The 16,345-nt window shown below is 42.9% G+C and carries 11 protein-coding genes and 1 other RNA gene; 8 read left to right on the top strand and 4 right to left on the bottom strand.

Going from position 1 to position 16,345, the window contains the following annotated elements; genetic code table 11:
* Positions 1-6 precede the first annotated feature (6 nt).
* From WKR92_RS02115 to WKR92_RS02080, 8 genes are all read left to right on the top strand, one after another.
* Positions 7-1,902, top strand: a complete 1,896-nt coding sequence (locus WKR92_RS02115; protein WP_375556181.1) for a RagB/SusD family nutrient uptake outer membrane protein — start codon at positions 7-9, stop codon at positions 1,900-1,902.
* A gap of 49 nt (positions 1,903-1,951) precedes the next feature.
* A complete protein-coding gene (locus WKR92_RS02110; RefSeq protein ID WP_375556180.1) occupies positions 1,952-3,139 on the top strand; it encodes a DUF5000 domain-containing lipoprotein in 1,188 nt (395 codons plus the stop codon).
* Between the two features lie 32 nt (positions 3,140-3,171).
* Positions 3,172-4,416, top strand: a complete 1,245-nt coding sequence (locus WKR92_RS02105) for a DUF4998 domain-containing protein (protein WP_375556179.1) — start codon at positions 3,172-3,174, stop codon at positions 4,414-4,416.
* Positions 4,417-4,443: 27 nt separating this feature from the next.
* Complete coding sequence (locus WKR92_RS02100; RefSeq protein ID WP_375556178.1) at positions 4,444-5,859, top strand: DUF4998 domain-containing protein; 1,416 nt, start codon at positions 4,444-4,446, stop codon at positions 5,857-5,859.
* A 42-nt stretch (positions 5,860-5,901) separates the two neighbouring features.
* Complete coding sequence (locus WKR92_RS02095) at positions 5,902-6,759, top strand: phosphodiester glycosidase family protein (RefSeq protein ID WP_375556177.1); 858 nt, start codon at positions 5,902-5,904, stop codon at positions 6,757-6,759.
* Between the two features lie 15 nt (positions 6,760-6,774).
* On the top strand, positions 6,775-9,135 hold the full coding sequence (locus WKR92_RS02090) for an alpha/beta hydrolase family protein (protein WP_375556176.1): 2,361 nt from the start codon (positions 6,775-6,777) through the stop codon (positions 9,133-9,135).
* A 15-nt stretch (positions 9,136-9,150) separates the two neighbouring features.
* Entirely contained in the window at positions 9,151-10,929 is a 1,779-nt protein-coding gene (locus tag WKR92_RS02085) for an SGNH/GDSL hydrolase family protein (RefSeq protein WP_375556175.1), read from the top strand.
* A 306-nt stretch (positions 10,930-11,235) separates the two neighbouring features.
* Positions 11,236-11,829: a PDDEXK nuclease domain-containing protein gene (locus WKR92_RS02080; protein WP_375556174.1), complete on the top strand. Its 594-nt coding sequence runs from the start codon at positions 11,236-11,238 to the stop codon at positions 11,827-11,829.
* Between the two features lie 97 nt (positions 11,830-11,926).
* On the opposite strand, the gene ssrA is transcribed toward WKR92_RS02080, so the two are convergent.
* From ssrA to WKR92_RS02060, 4 genes are all read right to left on the bottom strand, one after another.
* Positions 11,927-12,293, bottom strand: a transfer-messenger RNA (tmRNA) gene (gene ssrA / locus WKR92_RS02075).
* A 111-nt stretch (positions 12,294-12,404) separates the two neighbouring features.
* Positions 12,405-14,555, bottom strand: coding sequence for a S46 family peptidase (locus tag WKR92_RS02070; RefSeq protein ID WP_375556173.1), 2,151 nt, complete (start codon positions 14,553-14,555; stop codon positions 12,405-12,407).
* Positions 14,556-14,621: 66 nt separating this feature from the next.
* The gene (locus tag WKR92_RS02065; protein ID WP_375556172.1) at positions 14,622-14,963 is read right to left on the bottom strand and encodes a hypothetical protein; all 342 of its coding nucleotides are present in this window, start codon (positions 14,961-14,963) and stop codon (positions 14,622-14,624) included.
* Between the two features lie 51 nt (positions 14,964-15,014).
* On the bottom strand, positions 15,015-16,244 hold the full coding sequence (locus tag WKR92_RS02060) for an MFS transporter (RefSeq protein WP_375556171.1): 1,230 nt from the start codon (positions 16,242-16,244) through the stop codon (positions 15,015-15,017).
* Positions 16,245-16,345 lie beyond the last annotated feature (101 nt).

Below are 16,345 nucleotides of genomic sequence, written 5' to 3'. Positions count from 1 at the left end.
GATAAAATGAGATTTTATATTGTTAGTTTCCTCGTAATCGTACTATTAGGTACGGCATCTTGCAAGAAGTATTTAGACGTTGTTCCTGATGATGTTGCGACGTTGGAGTATGCATTTAGAATGCGCTCCACTGCAGAAAAGTATTTGTTTACCTGTTATTCATTTCTACCGAGATTGGGTAGTCCTGCAAGCGATCCGGCAAGATTTGGCGCCGGTGAAATGTGGTTGAACCCGATCTATACGCACAGCAATTTTATGATTGCGGCCGGTCAGCAGAATACGAACAGCCCGTACAATGATTATTGGAACGGCAACAGCGCCGCGACCGAGCTGTGGACTGCTATTAGTCAGTGTAATATATTTCTAGAGCATATCGACTTAGTACCGGATATGGATGAGTATGAAAAAAGGCAATGGGCCGCCGAAGTTAAAGTGTTGAAAGCCTATTATCATTTCTATTTACTGCGCATGTACGGGCCAATCCCGATTATGAGAGAAAATATCCCTGTTGATGCATCGGCAGAAGAAGTTCGCGTTTCACGCGATCCTGTAGATAGCGTCTTTAACTACATCGTCGAACTGCTTGACGAAGCACACGGTGATCTGTGGCCACAAGTCGAGGATAGAAATGAGCAATTGGGAAGAATCACAATGCCAATCGAGCTCGGCCTGAAGGCTAAAATTTTGACCTATGCGGCTAGTCCATTATTTAATGGGAATACCGACTACGCCGGTTTTATCGATAAAGATGGAGAACAATTATTCAATCAGACCTATGATCCTAAAAAGTGGGAAATTGCGGCAGCGGCATGTAAAGCAGCTATTGATACGGCGCACCTTTTAGGTTATGAGTTATACAACTTCGTTCCGGGTTATCAGATTACCGATATATCTGAGGAATTAAAAACTCAGATGAACTATCGCGGCTCTGTGACGGAGGAATGGAATCCGGAAATTATCTGGGCGAATACGAATAGCACAACAAAGGCTTTGCAAGAAAATATGCATCCGGTGGGTCTTGAAGATGCACAGATTGGCTGGAAGGCAACCTATGGGTTTTACGGGGCAACTTTAAATTTTGCTTCTCTATTTTACACCGAGAACGGATTGCCGATTGATCAGGACAAAACCTGGGATTACAACGGTCGTTTCGAACTAAAAGAAGGGCGTGAAGAAGATATATACGAAATAAAAGAAGGTTACACCTCGGTGTCTTTCAATTTCGACCGAGAATCGCGCTTCTATGGTGGTTTAGGTTTCGACGGCGGTATATGGTACGGCAACGGGAAGTTTGATAGCGACGACTTGTATTGGTTACAGGCGAAGCTTGGAGAGTATGCCGGAATTCCAGCACCACATTCTCACTCTCCCGGAGGTTATTACGTTAAAAAGCTTGTGAATTATACGAATGTTGCGCAACTCGGTACTTATCCGGGTACATGGTATCCTTGGGTTATGTTAAGGCTTGGAGATCTTTATCTTTTATATGCAGAAGCGTTAAATGAAGCACAAGGAGGTCCTGGCGAAGAAGCGTTTGAATATATCAATGCGATACGTGCTAAAGCAGATTTGCCGACGGTGCAGGACTCTTGGGATAACTACTCAAACACGCCTGGGAAATATGCGAGCCAGGATGGGTTCAGAGAAATCATTCACCGTGAGCGGGCAATAGAGCTTGCTTTTGAGGGTGAACGATATTGGGATCTAAAACGGTGGAAAACTGCACCAGTGGAACTGAATAGAGCGGTTACAGGCTGGGATGATACACAGGAAACCCCCGAGGGCTATTACCGTACGAAGGTTTTATTCGATCAAAAATTCAACTTTAGAGACTATTTCTGGCCGATAAGAGAACGTGATTTAATTGTTAATACGAATTTGATTCAAAACCCCGGTTGGTAAGGTTGATGAACTACACTACATCAATCTACTAACTTCAAGTTTATAAATTATGAAGAGATTATTTTATGTCATTGCCGTCATGATGGTTTGTATGATAGCTTGTGAAGAATACGAGAATGGTCCCCTTGTGGATTCAGAAGGAAGTCCGGGAGCAATTAGCAGCATAAAGGTTGAAAACCTTCCGGGTGCCGCTAGGATTAGCTATTCGCTTCCCGATGATCCGAATGCGCTCTATGTTGTAGCTGAATTTGAGACTGACGGCAAAGGGAGTCAGGAAGTTAAGTCATCTGTTTATAAGAACTATATGCAGCTCAATGGATTTTATACGACGGATGAACGGACGGTCAACTTATACGTGGTTAACCGTTCTCAGCAGAAGTCGGAACCCATTGAAGTGACGATAAAACCGTTAGAGGCTCCCATACACTTTATGTTTGAATCTATGAAGATCGAAAAGGATTTTGGAGGTGTAAACATCAAGCTAACGAATGAAACCGAGAATGAATATGTGATTTACACGCTAGTAAAAGACTCAGTGGGTGAATGGGGAATTTACGATCGGAATTATACCAGTATGCTGGATATTGATTATTCTGTTCACGGATTACCTTCTGTGGAAACAGAATTTGCCTTTGTTGTAAGGGATGAATGGCAGAATTACTCAGATACGCTTTATCAGACCTTGACGCCTATTTTTGAAGAAATGCTGGATAAAACGTTATGGAAAGCGCATCCATTGGATAATGATGCTTATAAGCCACTTTATTCAAATCGTGCACCTTCGCTGATGTGGGATGAGTCGATTTCAACATCTCCGTACACGACGGATCCGACAATGGTCGTCTTGCCTCAATGGGTAACAATAGATCTAGGCAAGCCCGCCGTATTTAGTCGTGGTAATGTTCAAGGCTTCTATAGGAGCGGGAATACATCACGCGTTTTCTCGAGAGAAACACCGAAAGTTTACGAAATATGGGGAAGTAATAACCCAAGCCAAGATGGTAGCTGGGAGAACTGGACTCTTCTGATAGAAAATACCTCTGTTAAGCCGTCGGGTCTTCCGGTCGGCGATATAACGGCGGAAGATTTGGATGCAGCGATTGAGGGTGATAATTTCTCGTTTCCTTTTAGCGGAACAGCTTACAGGTATATACGTTTTAAAACGAATCAAACTTGGGGGAATCAACGTAGTGTGATGTTAGGTGAATTGACATTATGGGGGCAGGCTCAGCAATAGAAAATATGTTTTTACTTTTCAAAACGAAGATCATGAGAAAAAATAATACATTATATCTCTTCCTGATTGTGGCGATTACCACATGTGTAATCGGCTGTAAGAAAATGGATGATACGTACCGACAATTCGTCGAAAACGGAGAAACGGTCTACGTAGCTCGGGCAGACTCAATCAAAGCACATAGTGGTGAAAACAGAATTGAATTGAGTTGGCTTCTTTTGTCTGATCCAAAAGTGCGCAGTTATAAGGTTTATTGGGACAGTAGAAGCGACTCACTAGAAGGGAATGTTCAGAAAACCGATGAAGTAGATACCATCCGTGTAATGGTCAATAATTTAGATGAAGGCGTTCACTATTTTGAAGTGTATATGTTCGGAGAGGGTGGAACGAAATCTGTACAAACAGAAGTCATAGGGCATTCTTATGGTGACATATATAAAAACTCATTGCTGCCTCGTATTGTTCGTAACGCCGAATGGGCACCTGGCAGTAGCATTACTCTGGAGCTGACAAACGCAAGTGAGGATGCTGTCCGTACGGAGTTTGAATATTTAGATCGGACTACCGGTGAATTAACAACCCAATTTGTATCTTCTGATACTGAAATCGATACACTGCCGAATGTTAAAGCCGTAGAAAACGAGGCAAAAATAAAATATCGCACAGTGTTTTTGCCTGATTCCACTGCAATAGACACCTTTTATTCAGAATACTCAACGATGACGCTTGTAAAAACTGGACTGGAAGTGGATAAGAGTGGATTTTCAATTCTTCCCTTGGATAATGATGCGTGGGAATCACATTATAGTAACCGGTCTCCTGATTTGATGTGGGATGGAAGTACAACCTCTAGGCCCTACGCTACGGTTAAAGCCGACATGCCTTCATCATTTGCAATAGATCTTGGTAAAACAGTCGATCTTACGAAGTTCAGATGGAATGATTATTCGGGTGGAAACAACTATGCATATTTCTATAATAGAGGAACACCGATACATTTTGAAGTGTGGGGAAGTAATGATCCTACTGAAGATGGCGATTGGTCGAAATGGACGAAGCTAGGCACCTATGAAATAAAACGACCTTCTGGTTTGCCGCGTGGCGAAGACTTAACTCAGGAGGATATTGATAGGGGAATTGAAGGTCACGAGTTTACTTTCGATGAATCACAGGACAACAACTATCGCTATATACGCTTTAAGGTGATTGATGTGTGGCAGGGTAGTGATCCATATTATGTATGGATAGGAGAGTTAACTTTCTGGGCGTTTCCTTAAGACCAGTTGTTGAAAAAAATGTTGAAAATGAAGGTTATATCGATCCGCCACATGTTTAGTTTACTTATCTATTTTTTATTGACCCCTAGTTTGTTGGGTTGTGATAAAAAGGAAGTTGCAGGAGACAAAGAGGATATAGAGATAGATATTCCTAATGCAGACTCGTTGCTTGCACATAGCGGTAACCAGCGTATGGAAATTAGCTGGATACCATCAGCTGATAACCAAGCAAGTACCTATGAGGTGATCTGGTATTCCCAGGGTGATAGAGGTTCGATCCGCAACTCGGTGCCAAGGGCGGACAATGATAAGCGTGTTCGAGTCTTGTTGGATGAAATGAAGGAAGGAAATTACCTAGTCGATCTCTATTTGTATGACGAAGAGGGGAATGTGTCTCCTAAATCCTCGACGGGAGCTACAGTTTATGGTCCGGAATATCAGTCAGGTATTGAACAGAATTCCTTTAAAGACAGTAGAGTTCTTAAAAATGGCATTGAATTGAGTTGGAGCATTTCGCGGCAGGATTTGCTAAGAACAGAGGTGCGATATACAGATTCAGAAGGGAATGCTGTTGTACATTTTGTTTCAGGAACAAGTACGCTCGATACGCTTAAGGGCACGAATAGCACACAGGCTTTCGAATACCGTTCGGCTTATTTACCAGACGCCACTTCGATTGACACTTTTTATACAGACTATCAAACCGCACAGGTAGGCCCCAGCTATTCCTATCAGTTAAAGTACGATGAAGTCTCTGAGACTTACTATTATCTGACCAAAATTCATCATCGGGATCAATCGGGACAACTCATCAAACTTCAGCTTGCTCATACTGTAAAGGAAGAAGGCGAAACCGTTAGGCAATTTGCAGAACGAACCAACAGTAAGCTTGCATTTAATGCATCAACACAAGTCAAGTTTAAAGGTAATAAAATGAAGAACAATGTCCCGTCGACAGTTGCCATCGTTGACGGTGAAATTATAAATAACGAACCTCGGGATAATCGCTATACCTTAGGGATCAAGGATAATAACGAGTTGTTTGTATTCGAGCCCGGAACTACCGCTGAGGAGATATTAGCCACCGGTACTAAAAATGCGGTAACAGCCTTTGTTCCGCTAATATTGGATTACGAGCGCGTGTCCGACAAAATCCTTGGCTATGTTGGGAATCTTGCCGTAAAACACCCTCGTCAGGTTATCGCCCAATTGGAGAATTTAGATATTGTGTTTTTAACGACGGGCGGCAGAGGTTTCGGTGGGAAAGGGATGACGGGAGAGGAGCTCATTCAGATTTTGAAGGATTTAAACGTTAAGTTCGCTTACAACTTGGACGGCGGCGGAAGTACTTCGCTCGTAGTCGACCAAAAGTTTATCAATTGGAAAATAGATAAGAATGGTACACAAGAACGGAAGCGCCCTACCTTTCTATATGTTGAATAAGATAGCGAGCTATCGGAATTGTTTTAATGAAAATTACATGTGATGAAGAGAAAATTTAGAGTTGACACATTTGGTTTATGCATAGTTTGTATGCTGTTTGTTCAGTACAGTCATGCGCAGACGACACAAAATCAGAAACATATCGAAGAACTTTATACGGAGGATATCTATAGTATTAATAAATATTTCGATCCTAATTCGGATACCTACTATTATCTGACGCGAATTAAACACCTGAATCCCTCGGGCGATTTAGTGAAGCTGAAAACTGCTTTTGCTGCGAAGCCTGAAGGTGAGACAGGTAGCGAGTTTGCTGCACGAACCAACGCCTTGTTAGCGTTTAATGGCTCTACAGCCAGAGCTAAGAAATCGGAATCGGGACAGGTAGTAAAACGCTGGCCAACAGGTATACAGATTATTGACGGTGTGATCAAACAAGAACTGCCAAGGTCGTCTTATACCCTAGGAATCAAAGAAGATAATACTTTAGTCTCTTATCCTCCGGGGATAGAGGCGGAAGATATCATAAAGGATGGAACAGATAATGCCATTTCAGGATTTATACCATTGATAATAGATCACCAAGCTGTTGATGAAAGCGTTCGAAAAGTATATCGGCGTTACAAAGAAAAGCACCCTCGACAAGTAATTGCTCAATACGACAACCTTGATCTGGTGTTTTTAAGTTGCGGCGGTCGCGGTTTCGACGGTGAGGGGATGACGATTCAGGACCTAATTAATATACTGGAAAAAGAAGGTGTGAAGTTCGCCTTTATGATTGATGGAGGTGGCAGTGTTACGGTAATGGCAGAAGGCGAACGGGTTACAAAGAAAATAGATAAAAAAGGCACAATAGAGCGTGCCCGACCGAATTTCTTATATGTGCCATCTGGCAATTAATAAAACAGCAAGGATATGATGATACGATGGATCTCTGTGTTTTTGATATGGAACTGTTTGGTGGCAGATTGCCTCGCCCAAGATTCTTTGAAACGAAAGCAGGAATACCTCCAACAGATTTTAGAAATTAACATAGACCAACGCTTTCGAGCTAATACCCGCAGGGTGTCTGTAGAAGATAGTACCTGGATGGACTGGCTACAGCGGACAGGCGAACTGCCCCCTGATTTTTCAAAAATGCGTACGGTACCCAACTTGCCGGACCCATTGATACGCTATGAAGAAGGGGAGGCGCACCGTATTCGTTCTGTCGATGAATGGAGGAAGCAACGAGATTGGATCAAGGCGCAATACCAGCATTGGGTTTCGGGTGTGGCGCCGCCAGCACCGGGAAATGTAATTGCCAATGTATTGTCGGACAAAACACAAGAAGATGGTACGCGAGTACAAATGATAGAGTTAAACTTCGGCCCTAATCAACAAGCGAAAATGACCGTTGAATTGATTATCCCAGATAGAGAAGGGCCGATGCCTGTATTTATGACACAATGGAACCATCGCGACTGGGCACAATTGGCAGTGAAACGCGGATATATTGGTTGTGTTTATGCCGGCGCGGATTTGAAAGATGATACGGATCCCTATATGTTCCTTTACCCGGATTACGATTTTAGTTTGTTAATGCGACGAGCTTGGGGGGCTTCGCGTGTGGTAGACTATTTATACACTCGAGATGAAGTCAACAAAGATCAAATAGCCATTACAGGGCACTCTAGAAATGGAAAGCAATCGCTATGGGCCGCCGCTTTTGATGAGCGCATATCGGCGGTGGTATCTAGTAGTTCGAGTACCGGCGGGGATATGCCTTGGCGTTATAGTGATCCTCAATATGCCAGCGAAACGTTGGATTACGTAATGGCTTGGAACGGGCATTGGTTCCATCCTCGCTTACGTTTCTTTTCCGGGCGCGAGGGCAAGCTTCCAATCGATCAAAACTCCTTGGCAGCCTTGATTGCACCGCGACCTTTATTGTTTCATTATTCTATCGTTGAGCGCGGACTGAATTCTTGGTCTAACGAGCAAAATTATTATTCAGTCAAGACAGTTTACGATTTTTTGGGTGCATCTGATCATATTGGTGTTCTGACTCGCATGGGTCCTCATTCCGTGGCGGCACGAGATGTCGAGCAGACCATCGACTTCCTGGATATACAATTTGGTCGCTTGTCTTTAGACTGGGAGAATGAACTGTACTATCCTTATAACTATGCGGTTTGGGAAAAATCGCATGCAGACCAAGTTCGCGATGCGGCACGTATCGAACCTGTCCGTTTACGAGACCAATACAGCAATTTGGATCAATTTGAAGCCGATAAAGAACGGATTCTAAAGAACTTAAATTGGATTTTGGGAGACGAGCCATCGGGAGTACGTGCACAGGATGTTGGATCGTGGACGCCGCCTAAGCGTGATTGGATTTATAGCATCAACCCCGAACCGGAAGTCAGAGGCGCTGAAAAGATTTATTTAGGTCCTTATTCGGCTACAGGCGATCATGTGCCGGCTGTTTTGTATTGCCCGGCCGATAAGTCCGGAGAGTTTATTACCCAAAAAAACGGGAAGATGCCGGTGATTATTTATTTGCACCAATATGCATATTCTACCGGCTTTGTTAAGGGACATGATCGAGGTGGTCGTAGAGAAACCAGAGATCTTTTTGAATCGCTTGTGAAAAGAGGTTTCGCCGTCATGGCTATTGATATGTATGGCTTCGGTACACGGATCTGGGAGGCGAAACATTTCTATGATCGATACCCTAACTGGTCAAAAATGGGTAAAATGATTCGCGATGTACGAGGGACTATCGATGCTGTTGAAGATCTTGATTATCTAGATGATCAGCGCGTCTACTTGCTGGGAAATACCATCGGTGGCAGCGTTTCGTTGATGACAGCTGCTTTGGATGACCGTGTGGCCGGTGTTGCTACCGTCGCAGCTTTTTCACCTTGGAGAGCCTCTGAGCCAGAACATCCTTCTATTAGCAACTACTCCCATCTTTATGGTTTTATACCGCGTCTAGGCGCTTTTGTTGATCGACCTCAAGAAGTGCCATTAGATTTTGGGGAAATTTTAGCGGTTATTGCACCCAAGCCTGTGTTTCTAATTGCTCCTCAATTAGATCGACATACCGATCTGCCTGCGCTTAAAGATATGTTGCAACCTGTGAAAAGACTGTATCGCACATACGAGTTTCCTGATAGAATAACTACCTTGTACCCTGCTGACGTTATTAATCGCTTACCTAGGGAACTACATGACACGGTAGGTGAATTCTTTAGCGGATTATTAGAGGACGAAGAGAAAAGTCAGCCCTAAATTTTCATTATCGATATGAGTTCGACAACTAAATTTAATTTTATTTACGCTTCCATAGCTCTTGTTTTATGGGGCTTCGTAGCGCTTAGTCCCAAGATGGTTTTGGCACAAGATACGTATAAACCTGGCCAATGGGAGGATTTGCTTGACGAGGGAAAGTTGGAGCAAAATTGGACCCGTGTATCCAGCTCGAAATTTCCGACGAAGGGCTGGCACTTGAAGGACGGCATATTGACACTTGAACCCGGTAGGAAAGGTCGTGATATCATGACCCGCAAGTCGTACGAGAACTTTGAATTAGAATTTGAATTCAAGCTAAGTGATTCAGCCAATACGGGAATTAAATATTTGGTTACCGAGCTGCGCGATCAAAAAGGCAAGCTCAGTTGGAATGGCCCAGAATATCAGTTAATAGACGATGATAAACATGCGAGTGTGGCGGGGGGGAAGAGTCCGGAGACCAGTACGGCATCCTTGTATTTGCTGTATGTGCCGGAAGGGAAGACCTTTTTAGGAGCTGGTGCTTGGAATAAAGGTCGTATTATCGTTCGAGCGAATATGGTTGAACATTGGCTGAATGGTGTACGTGTATTACATTATGATCGGAGCTCAGCTGATTTTCGAGAACGGGTTGCCAGTACGAAATTCAAGCAATATGAAAATTACGGAGAGACTAAAAGCGGTAGAGTCTTATTGCAAGACCATAATGATGGTGCTCAGTTCCGAAATGTGAGAATAAGAACATTGGAGCGGGAAGTCGTGCAACGAGGAAAAATGACCTATACCCCTGCGGAGGATTTGACCCTAGTTGGGAAAATAAAACCCACGCCAAAACTCTTTCAACGAGTAGATACCTTGAAATATGCCGATCTTCCGGCGAACGTGAAAAAGCGGGTTGTTCACTCGGCTGGTTTAGCCATTTCATTTGTGACCAATAGTACGCAGATTACCGCGAAATGGTGCACGATGGGTACCACTACATCGGCGACCATGACGAGGGTGGCATACAGAGGGATGGATCTATATATAAAAAAGAACGGCAAATGGGTCTATGCCGGCGTAGCACGTCCTCGTTCTGGTGAGGAGTGTGCCGCGACTACGATAGCTCGCTACATGGATGATTCTGAGAAGGAATGCTTGCTTTATTTACCGCTATATAATGAAGCAACCAGCGTTTCTATTGGTGTAGAGAATGATGCTTACATCCGTGCAGGTGAACAACCTTTCAAGAAAAGGGTATTGATTTACGGATCAAGTATTGTTCAGGGAGCAGCTGCAAGCAGACCTGGTATGGCTTATCCCGCAAGGCTATCGCGATCAACCGGCCTCAACTTTCTGAATCTTGGAATGGGTGCTAGCGCCAAAATGGAAAAACCCGTAGTCGACATGATTGGGGAAATGGAAGCAGACGCTTATATTCTGGATTGTGTGCCGAATAGTACGCCCGAGGAAATTACTGAACGTACGGAGTACTTAGTCCGTACCATTCGTGAAAAGCATCCCGATGCGCCAATTATCATCATGCAAAGCTTGTTCCGCGAAAGTGGGAGCTTTAACCTTAGAACGCGAGCTAAGGTTCAACAACAAAATGAAAATATCCTCAAGGAGTTCGAAAAGTTAAAGCAGTCGGGTGTTGAAAAGCTCTATTTTATTCCGTCCGACGAGTTTATGGGTGATGACCATGAAGGTTCGGTAGACGGTACACATCCGACAGATTTGGGCTTTGATCGTATGCTGCGAGTAATCGAACCACGAATTATGAAAATCTTGGAAGAGAATGGTGTGACTGGTTAGGGAAACCGCTTTTATAAATTATTATGGCTTGGCTTTGTATTAGAGTTGTATAGGGTGTCCCCGTGGTGGACCCGTAGTGGTCGGCAGGTGCACATACTCAAACAGCCATTCCAGTATGTCCATAACGTGAAGATTCAGTGGCCTCCGTCTGAATGAGTAGAAGGGTGTATCAGTCAACGTAAATGATATATCCTAGAATTGAGGAAGAAGACAGTTTATATACCAATCTTCGAAACTCGCAAGATTTTGGGAAACACGGTGGAGTTTAGATAGTAATACACCCCTGATAAATTGTATGAAAAGTTTGTGTCAACAGTGTTGACACAAATACAATGGTCATCACATTTACACATTCTCAGCAAGACCAAAACCGCAGAGGAAAGCCTCTTCTATCTTCTGCAGGCTATTACTCAAAAATTGTCGGTAAGAGAATTGGAACGACAACTAAATACGGCAACTTTTGAGCGCACGATGTTGTCAAATCAATTGATATCTTCCACGACATCAGGATTGCCAAAAGATTTATTCCGTGATCCGTATATGTTTGAATTTTTAGATTTACCTGATGGGCATACGGAAAAGGACTTGGAAAAAGCAATAACACTTAATTTACAGCGATTTATATTGGAAGTCGGAAAGGGCTTCACGTACATGGGGAATCAGTACCGTTTGCAAGTAGGCAATAAAGACTATTATACCGACTTATTATTTTACCATCGAGATTTACAGTGTTTAGTGCTGTTTGAATTAAAGATTGAGGATTTTGAGCCAGAATTTTTGGGTAAACTCAATTTCTACTTAGAAGCATTGGATAGAGATGTGAAACGTCCCCATGAAAAACCAAGTATCGGAGTGCTGCTCTGCAAAGGAAAAGATGAGGTGGTAGAATATGCACTATAAAAGGATGATAAAATAAATGTTTGATAAAACAAACACCCAAAAATACTGGGTGTAATTTTGGGTGTTAATTCTGCAACTAGTTTGTTTTCAGTTGTCTAAGTGGAGTCGGAGGGATTCGAACCCTCGTCCAAACATGGTACTGTATATGCTTTCTACATGCTTAGCTTCCATTGGGTTTTCGAGATATGGAAGGTTGGTTGCTTACCTATACCATACCCTTATCTGCTTTATTTCGCTACTTCACCACAGCTTTGAAGCAGCTAGTTCCATAAATCGGTGCCCGTTTGTCTAGGCTACAGAACAAAACCCAGACTGGACAAAAGCTATTCTAATTCTAAATTAGGCAGCTAAGGCGTAGTTATTTTCGCCATTTAAAAAGTTGAAAGTTCAGATTATAGCGCTAGACTAACAACGCGCTGCATGCTTACATAACCGTCTCCATCCTGTCAATTCCGGTCGACCCCATGGTTATTTAAGGATACAAAGATACAAAAAAAATCTGGCAGTGAATAGGGTTCACTGCCAGATGAAATTATTTGATTCATGCATCGAGGCTTCTCTGCCGATGCTTTGTATTAATCTTTTACTAAGGTAAATTCGTCGATAATATGGCTTGCACCGGCAAACTTGTCGATGATAAACAATACGTAGCGAATGTCTACACTGATGGTACGCTGTAATTCTGGGTCGAAGATTACGTCTCCAGCCATCGCTTCGATATTTCCGTCGAACGCTAAACCTAGTAACTCGCCTTTGCCATTTAATACAGGAGAACCTGAGTTTCCGCCTGTGATGTCATTGTCTGATAGGAAGTTTACCGGCATATAACCTTCTTTGTCGGCATATTGACCGAAGTCTTTCGCCTCGTAAAGGTCGATTAGCTTTTGTGGCAAATCAAACTCTGGATCGTTTGGCTTGTACTTTGCGATCGTTCCTTTTAAGGTTGTATAGTTGTTGATAGCTGCGTCATTACTTGGGTCTTCCGGCAAAGCACGGATTGTTCCATAAGATAGACGTAGCGTGCTGTTAGCATCAGGGTAATATTTGGTCTTTGGGTTTGCTTTACGCATACCTTGTACCATTAAGCGATATGCTTTTTCAAATCCAGCTTGTTTCTCTTTTGTTTCGTCTGAAACATAACGATAGCGATTGATGATGTCATTTGACAATTGGTATAGCAGGTCGCTTTGCAGAGTTTGGGCATCTGGGTTTTCGATGAATGCCAACAGCTTAGCTTTGTCGGCAAAGATACTTGTTTCAAATGCTTTGTTAACATATGCGGTAAAGTCGCCATTATTTTCTTTAGCGATCGCCGCAATTTCAGGAGCGATTAACTCGTCACCACCTTTTTCTACATAGAGGTTTAAAAGCGCAATAAGTAGATCCTTTTCAAGCGGCATATGTAACTTTTCGTACGAGTTGTTTACCTGTTCTAGCAACTTAGGTAATACTTCTGCTTTTTTAGCATCGTTTTGCTGGATGTAAAACGTGATGCCGTTTCCAATTACATAGGGTAGTGGAGCTAGAGAGCTGCTACGCAAAATACCACCCGATATGTAGTTGTCATGACGTGCCATTTCATTGGTATAAGCATAGTAGTCATTAATGACTTGCATTACATTGCCATATTTCTCACGGTTTTTACGTTTGTTAGCCCATTTATTGAACTTGGCCTCCGTTGCAGCTTTGGTTTTAGCTGTTTGATGTTGTTTCAAAGCATCAATCATTCCTTGGCGGTTTTTCCAATAGTTAGCAACACCAGCATATTTAGATGCATAGTTCAGACGGATAGCTTGATCGCGATCCATGTACTTTTTCATTACATCCATGCCGGTCTTAGATGCTTCAACCCAAGCGGGGTAAGCATAATTCACATTTTGGGAAATTCCTGCTGATGGCATCCAACGGTTGGTACGACCTGGGTATCCTAAGATCATGGCAAAATCCCCCTCTTTAAATCCGTTTAGGCTGATAGGAAGGTGATGTTTAGGCTTTAAAGGCACATTGTCTTTAGAATATTCTGCTGGGTTTCCGTTTTTATCTGCATATACGCGGAACAAAGAGAAGTCTCCGGTATGGCGTGGCCATTCCCAGTTATCTGTATCTCCACCGAATTTACCGATGCTGTTTGGGGGTGTACCTACTAAGCGAACGTCTGTATAGTCTTGGTATACAAAATAGTAATACTCATTGCCTTGATAGAACGACTTAACAGATACGGTGTATTTGCCATCTTCATTGTTTTCTTGCTCTATTAAAGCAATCTCTTGATTGATCGCTTTTTTACGCTCTGCTTCGCTCATCTCATCATTTACCTTGCTAAGGATACGCTCCGACACATCGTCCATACGAATAAAAAAGCGAACAGAAAGTGATTTGGGTTTTAGCTCGTCAGCTCGTGTCTTAGCCCAGAAACCATTGGTTAAGTGATCGTTCTCCGGAGTAGAAAGCTCAGCGATAGCTCCGTACCCACAGTGGTGATTGGTCATTACCAAACCGGTGCTAGATACCATTTCTGCGGTACAGCCTCCTCCGAATTGTACAATAGCGTCTTTGAGGCTAGAGTTATTTACGCTGTAGATCTCTTCGGCGGTTAACTGAAGGCCCATCTTTTGCATGTCGCGCTCATTAAGGCGCTCTATATGCATTAAGAACCACATGCCTTCATCTGCTTTGACAGAAAAGGTAGTGGCAGCGAGTAAAATAAATAGAAATATTTTTTTCATATGATATATTATTTAATGCGTCAAAATTGCATTAAATAATACTCACAACAAAATCATTAAACGAAATTATTCTGCTTCTGGACGTCCGTCGCCCTCACGACGGAAGTGAGTTCGGGTACGTGTGCGCAGATCGCTTGCTCCTTGGTTTGCTTCGTTTTTACGTGTAGGGTCTTTGCTTTGGTTGCTTTGGCTATCTTTCTTGTGATCTGGGTGCGTGCTATCTTTCGACTCCTCATTTTCGTTGGCTTCTTCATGCTTTTCTGCACTTTCCTTCCTGTTTTCGGCACGTTCTTGCTCATTTCCAGGATTTACTTTGCGATGGTCATTTCCCCAGTTTGGTTCGTTTTCGTTTCTATCGTGAACCTCTTTGCCTGGTCGGCCGTATTTGCTGTCATTTTCTGTATTCATGGTATCCTCCCTTTTGCATAATTAAGATAACAATGTAGTCGATCTTCTGTTTTAAACCGCGAATTTATTTCTCAGAAAATAAAATCCGACGGCGACAAATATGGATACGAGTGCGATGGACGTCCACAAAGCATCAAAGCCATAGTTGGCTGCGATTTGTGTTCCAAGGGAAGGAGAAACAATATGCGCGGCTGAAAAAGCAAGACCATTGAGGCCCATATAGGCGCCTTGCTTTGATTTATGGGCACGTTTGAGCGCGACGGTTGATGTAAAAGGAAGGACGAAGATTTCTGATACACTGAAAATGAACATGGCAACGAACAATACCCACATCCCACTGTGAATTAATAATAAAGCAAAAGAGATACTAAGAAGAACGGTTCCGAAAACGATCGATTGGAAGGTGGTCATCTTTTTTTCTGCTAAGTGAACCAATAACATTTCGAGTAAGAAAACTACAAAGCCGTTAAACGCCAGGATGAGCCCGACGCCGCTGTCTTTTATGAGAAACACCTGCTTGTAAAACAAAGGTAGTGTGCTGAGCAATTGGAAAAAGCATATGGCATAAATACAACACAAAGCGCTGAATAGTATAAAGTATTTGTCTTTGTAAGGCGATCGGTTAGTGATGTTTGCGTCATTTATGTTTTCCAATTCCTTTTTTTGTTTGTCTTTTTTTAAAAACCGCTCATTGCCTTTCCTTCTACGGAAATAGGCATAGAACACAAAACCAGCGAGCGCCGCGCTGAGTCCGTTTCCATAAAAAAGCCAGTTGTACGATAGCGCAGCTAGGAAACCACCCACTGCTGGTCCAATCGAAAAGCCAAGGTTTAGGGCCATCCGATTAAGTGATAGTGCACGGGTTAGATTTTCTGCTTTAGCATAGTAGGCAATGGACACCGAGTTTGCAGGCCGGAAAATTTCGGTCACTAAGCTTAAAACCAAGATGCCCATGCTGAGCTGGAGCGGTGTCTGGAGGATGGGGACGATAAAAAACAAAGGAACGCTGAGAAAAAGACTCGATACCTGCACTTTAAAATGACCAATTCGATCCGTTAACCGCCCTCCAATATAAGATCCGGAGATTGCTCCGATTCCAAAAAAGCTCAGAACAAGTCCGGTTTCCTCCAAGGAGAACTTAAGGTGTTCCGTCATATATAGGCCAAGAAATGGTATGACCATTGCGCCCATCCGATTTAACAGCATGACGAGCGATAGCATCCAAGCGGGCTGAGATAATCCGCTGTAGGCACCTATGTATAAGCGTAAAAAGTTTTTCATACCTAATGCTGCCGAGAAGAGGTTCGGGTTACAAACTTAGGTGTTTTTTTGTATCGTAAAGGTTCTCGGCACAATTTCTTACCTTTGAATTTAAAAATTTA

Origin of the sequence: Albibacterium profundi, from assembly GCF_042159835.1 — a bacterium.
Taxonomy (GTDB): Bacteria; Bacteroidota; Bacteroidia; order Sphingobacteriales; family Sphingobacteriaceae; genus Albibacterium; species Albibacterium profundi.
The sequence above is the reverse complement of the archived record's forward strand: the minus strand, read 5'-3'. Positions and strand labels throughout refer to the sequence as shown.